The following is a 967-nucleotide window of genomic DNA, read 5'->3' as shown; positions in this document are numbered from 1 at the left end:
CGGAGTTTTCGCGCAACAACTCGACGCTCGGCGGTCATAGTGGGCAACCGGCCGCCAACAGCGCACTTCGGGTGCGTGCAACCACGACGTGGGGTCGGTATCGGAGCAGGTCGGCGCTGACCCGGATGATCGCCCAGCCGCGTGCTTCGAGTTCCGCCAGTCGATCGATATCCCAGGTGCGGCGCACGGGATCGGTCCAATGTTGTGCGCCGTCGAATTCGACGCCGACCTTCCACTCCTCCCACCCCATGTCGATCCGTGCCAGCACCGCACCCCATTCGTTGAGCACCACGATCTGGGTCTGGGGTCGCGGCAAACCGCCGCCGACGAGGACCAGGCGGGTCCTAGTCTCCTGCGGTGACTCCGAGCCGCCGTCGGCCAGATGCAGAACCTGCCGCAACTGGACCAACCCGCGCGCACCTCGATGGCGGTCGGCGAGCAGCTCGATGTCAGCCGCCTTCAGCTCGGTCGCACGCATGAGTGCATCGAGCCGAATCACCGCCTTAGTCAAGCCCTTTCGCCTGCCCAGGTCGAATGCCGTGCGGGCGGGCGTGGTCATGCGCATTTCGTCGCGCACACATGTTTCGTCGTCGCCGAGGGTGTCGCTGTGCAAAATGATGCCGCGCGCCTTATCGCGGCTGGGCCGGTTCAGCTCGGCCGGCAGCCAGTTGTCGATCCACGCCGTGCGGTGCAACGCCGCGGCGGACAGACCTGCCACCGTAGCGGTCCGTCCAGACCACAGCCACGCGGCCACTGCCCTCGTCACGGGCGTCAACTTCTGGCCGCGCGGGATGTAGACGTCGCGATGGACCATCTCGAAATCGGTCCGTAACCGATGCCGGGTGATGACGCCGGCGGCGAGCGCGTCGGTGCCCTTGAATGGCCAGTCAAGGATTTCCATGCGCACACGGTGCCGGTCCACACTGACACGTTCGGCCCAACGTCGAGATGTGGTGCGAAATCCGCC

At 66.2% G+C, this 967-nt stretch carries 1 protein-coding gene; it reads right to left on the bottom strand.

The window, feature by feature from the left end:
* Positions 1–34 precede the first annotated feature (34 nt).
* Positions 35–901 carry an endonuclease domain-containing protein gene (locus tag AC5Y7V_RS31380; RefSeq protein ID WP_499883790.1) on the bottom strand — a complete coding sequence of 289 codons (867 nt, stop codon included), beginning with the start codon at positions 899–901 and terminating at the stop codon, positions 35–37.
* Positions 902–967 lie beyond the last annotated feature (66 nt).

The sequence above is a fragment of the Mycobacterium sp. NGS34 genome, from assembly GCF_059812845.1.
Note: the sequence above shows the minus strand (reverse complement) of the source record. Positions and strands in the feature narration are given on the sequence as shown.

Excerpts from the sequence above, each read along its gene's own strand:
- AC5Y7V_RS31380 (WP_499883790.1), bottom strand. The coding sequence starts at position 901 with ATGGAAATCCTTGACTGGCCATTCAAGGGCACCGACGCGCTCGCCGCC.